Source organism: Quisquiliibacterium sp., assembly GCF_982640115.1.
The window spans coordinates 1-4,051 of the sequence record NZ_CEXFHW010000255.1 but is presented as its reverse complement, the minus strand read 5'-3'; the positions used below and the strand labels follow the sequence as shown (position 1 = coordinate 4,051).

Sequence of the window (4,051 nt, the reverse complement as noted above, 5' to 3'; positions counted from 1 at the left end):
GGTTATCCGAGGGGAAGGTACCTGCCCTCCCCGGGCAGGAGACTTTCGCCGGCGTCAGCTGCCATACCAGCCGCTGGCCCCGCGATGGCGTCGCGCTCGAAGGCAAGCGGGTGGCGGTGTTTGGCACCGCGGCCACAGGCATTCAGGTGATCCAGACGATCGCGCCGCTCGTCTCCCACCTCACAGTCTTTCAGCGCACGCCCAATTACGCGGTACCGATCAGCAATCCAAAGATCACCGAGTCTGACCTCGCCTGGATGCGCGACTCATTCGAGGAACTCCGCGACAAGGTCCGATGGTCGCGAGGCGGCTTCGTGCTGCCGGATCCTCCTCTCTTCAAGGATGTGCCCGCAGACCAGCGCGAGGCGCACCTGCGCAGGCTCTGGGGTGCCGGCAACCTTGCCTTCTGGGGAAACACCTTTGCCGACTTCCAGTCCAACCAGGAAGCGAACGACTATGTCACGGCCTTCGTACGCGAGCGAATCCGCGAACGCGTCAAGGATCCGAGGCTGGCCGAGCAACTGGTGCCGTCCGACCACAACTTTGGCACGCGCCGCGTTCCTCTGGAGAGCGGCTTCTACGAGGTTTTCGCCCGCGACAATGTCACGCTGGTGAATCTGCGCGAGGAACCGGTGGTGGCCATCGACGCATCTGGCATCATCACCAAGGCCGGTCGCCACGAGGTCGATGTCATCATCTACGCGACGGGGTTCGACTCCGGCGTCGGCGCGATCAACCGCATCGATGTGCGGGGTTTGAAAGGGGTGTCGCTCCGTGATCTCTGGGGCCGGGATCTGCGGACCACGGTGGGTATGCAGGTGCATGGGTTTCCCAACCTGTTCATGACAATGGCGCCGTTCGCACCGGCCGCAGCCATCTGCAATGTGCCGGTGTGCATTGACCAGCAGTGCGACTGGATCGCGGACGCCATCGACTTCGTTCGTACCCGAGGCTTGAAATCGATCCAGCCCTCCGCGGAAACCGAGGAAGCGTGGATGACCCATCATCGGGCGGTCTCCGAGAACACCATGATCGGCAGGAACAAGAACTCCTGGTACCGCCGGGAAGATCCGGACGGCACCAAGCGCGAGCTGATCGCCTACCTGGGCGGCATTCCCAACTATCGCCGCACATGCGATGCGATGAAGGACAGCGGCTACCAGGGCTTCGAGCTCGTCTGAGCATGACCAATAGCCCGCGTTGATCCGGGGAAGGCGGCAGGCCGCTCCGCGGCTTGGCTTCCGGCGGCAGGATGAGCCGTTTCCGCGCGCGCGCTTGGCAAATCTGTCTATAGTCGCGGCGGTCTCCGTCCGCGAGCGGTCCCACTCCAGTGAGGTGCCTGGTCATGTCATCCTTCTTGCACCGCGTGTGCCTGGCCGCCGGCATCGCCCTGTGCCTGCCCGTCACTGCCGCGATTGCCGGTCCCACGCTGACCTTGTCGGCCGAAGCGCGGTCGCGGGTGCCCAATGACGAGATGATCGTCACCATGGCCGTGGAGCGCGAGGGCGCCCAGCCCGGCCAGCCCAATGACCAGGTCAATCGCGAGCTCGCCGAGGCGATCGAGCGAGCCCGCAAGGTGCCCGGCGTGCAGGCGCGGCTTGGTCAGGTGTGGACCCAGCCCACGCAGAACAGCCAGGGCCGCATCACCGGCTACCGGGTGCGGGGCGAGGTGGTGCTCGAATCGCGCAACTTCGGCGATCTCGGTCAACTGGTCGGGGCGCTGGGAACCAGGTTGCAGATGGCCGGGGTGGCGTTTCAGGTGTCAGCTTCGCGCCGGGATGAGGAGCGTGCGCGTCTCATCGACCAGGCCGCTGCGGCCTTCCGTACCAAGGCGCAGGCGGCGGCCCGCGCCTTCGGCATGAACGGCTATGAGCTGCGCACGGTGACGCTGCAGGACGGTTTCGGTCCGCAGCCGCGCTTTCAGCCCGCGCCGATGGCGCTCGCCGACGGCGTCCGTGCGGCGGCCGCGCCGATGCCGGCCGAGGGCGGCGACAGCGAGATCGTGGTCGGGCTTTCGGGTAGCGTGGAGTTGCGCTGAGGGTTGTACCGCGGGCTTGGCCGAAGATGCGCTCTCAGGCCTCGTCCTGCCGTATCCGGCTGACCACGAAGCCGGCGATCGCGATCAGCAGGATGGCGCCACTCTCGTAAAGCAGGATCGAGGGGTCGGTGTCCTTGCCCTGCAGGATGATCAGCCGGCTGAGCGCCGTGATCGCGATGAACAGCGGGATGGTGATGGGAATGCGGCGGCTGCTGTAGAAGGCTCCGAGCATGCCGAGCACCTCGGCATAGATGAACATCAGCAGCAGGTCCTTGAGTTCGACCTTGAGCAGGGCGACCAGCATCGTCACTTCCTGCACCATGGCGATGACCGTGAAGCAGGCGATCAGTGCGAGGAAGACTTTCTCGATGAACTCGATGCTGCGCTTGATGTCCATGGGCGGCTCCTAGGAGGGTGGCGGCTTCGCTGTCGGCGGTTCGAGCGGGCCCCTGATGGCCAGCGTCTCCGTCGGCGCGGCGCCCATCAACCCGGGATCGCGCACCTTTGGCGCGCGTCCATGATCATGTTCGACGATAGGGCAAGTCAGGGTTCTTTGCCACCCTTCGGCTCGAACTCGACGCGCGATATCTCTTCGATGAATCTGCTCTGGACACCCCAGACGGAGGCCGGTGTCGGCGCTCGTGGTGGCGTCCCCGGACGTGGTGTAGAAGCTGAGCGGTAAAGGCGGGCCCTTGCGGGGGTCATCGGTTCGTCCGGTAGGGTTGGAGTTACCAGGCTTCAACCAAACCGAGGAATTGAACCGATGACCGACGACAGGATGGCACTGGCCGAATTGCTTGAGAAGGGGTCCGACGGGGATCTGCTGCGCGAGATGATCGGCTTCATGGCGCAGCGCCTGATGGACGCCGACGTGCAGGGGTTAGTGGGCGCCGCCCCCGGCGAGCGCAGCGAGACGCGCGAGAACTGGCGCAACGGCTACCGCGACCGGACCTGGCATACGCGAGCCGGGACGGTGCCGCTGAAGATCCCGAAGCTGCGTTCGGGGAGCTACTTTCCGGGGTTTCTGGAGCCGAGGCGCTCGTCGGAGAAGGCGATGACGGCGGTGATCCAGGAGGCGTACGTGCAGGGCATCAGCACGCGCTCGGTCGACGAGCTGGTCAAGGCGCTCGGGATGACCGGGATCAGCAAGAGCCAGGTCTCGCGGCTGTGCGAGGAGATCGACGAGCGGGTCGACGAGTTCCTGGGCCGGCCGATCGAGGGCGATTGGCCGTACCTGTGGATCGACGCGACCTACGTGAAGGTGCGCCAGTCGGGGCGGATCGTATCGGTGGCCACGATAATCGCGGTGGCGGTCAACACCGAGGGCCGGCGCGAGGTGCTGGGCATGGCGACGGGGCCGTCCGAGGCCGAGCCGTTCTGGACGGAGTTCCTGCGCTCGCTGATGCGCCGCGGGCTGCGCGGGGTGAGGCTGGTGATCTCGGATGCGCACGAAGGCTTGAAAGCGGCGGTCGCAAAGGTGCTGAACGCGACGTGGCAGCGCTGCCGAGTGCACTTCCTGCGCAACGCGCTGGCCTACGCCAACAAGGGCCAGCGCCAGATGGTGTTCGCGCTGATCAACACGATTTTCGCTCAGGAGTCGGCTGAGCTGGCCCACAAGCAGTGGCGCGTCGTGACGGATCAGCTGCGCGAGAAGTTCCCGAAGCTCGCGACGATGATGGAGGCCGCCGAGAACGAGGTGCTGTCGTTCATGGACTTCCCCAAGGAGCACCGGGTGAAGATCCACAGCACGAACGTGCTCGAGCGTCTGAACGGCGAGATCAAGCGAAGATCCGACGTGGTCGGCATATTCCCGAACGAGCGCGCGATCCGGCGCCTGGTGGGCGCGCTGCTGCTGGAGCAGAACGACGAATACGCGATCCAGAAGCGCTACATGGGGGTGGAGTCGATGGCGCAGCTGAGCGAGAATCCGACCATCAGGTTGCCGGCTGCACCGGCACTGGCCTGATGTAGACGGCGACCCGAGCGGACGAACCGAGCGTCGTTACTGCCCGC

General features: G+C 65.5%; 4 protein-coding genes. 3 read left to right on the top strand and 1 reads right to left on the bottom strand.

What is annotated here, in order from left to right; translation table 11 throughout:
• Positions 1-1,181, top strand: a 1,181-nt coding sequence (locus tag AC2H6A_RS18355) for a flavin-containing monooxygenase (protein ID WP_484275162.1), incomplete at its 5' end; no start/stop codon positions are given.
• 164 nt (positions 1,182-1,345) lie between these two features.
• Positions 1,346-2,038, top strand: coding sequence for an SIMPL domain-containing protein (locus AC2H6A_RS18350; RefSeq protein ID WP_484275161.1), 693 nt, complete (start codon positions 1,346-1,348; stop codon positions 2,036-2,038).
• Positions 2,039-2,072: 34 nt separating this feature from the next.
• Here AC2H6A_RS18350 and AC2H6A_RS18345 read toward each other — a convergent pair whose 3' ends face one another.
• The gene (locus tag AC2H6A_RS18345; protein ID WP_484275160.1) at positions 2,073-2,435 is read right to left on the bottom strand and encodes a phosphate-starvation-inducible protein PsiE; all 363 of its coding nucleotides are present in this window, start codon (positions 2,433-2,435) and stop codon (positions 2,073-2,075) included.
• Positions 2,436-2,801: 366 nt separating this feature from the next.
• Here AC2H6A_RS18345 and AC2H6A_RS18340 point away from each other — a divergent pair, with 366 nt between their 5' ends.
• Positions 2,802-4,004, top strand: coding sequence for an IS256 family transposase (locus AC2H6A_RS18340; protein ID WP_484275159.1), 1,203 nt, complete (start codon positions 2,802-2,804; stop codon positions 4,002-4,004).
• Positions 4,005-4,051: the final 47 nt, after the last annotated feature.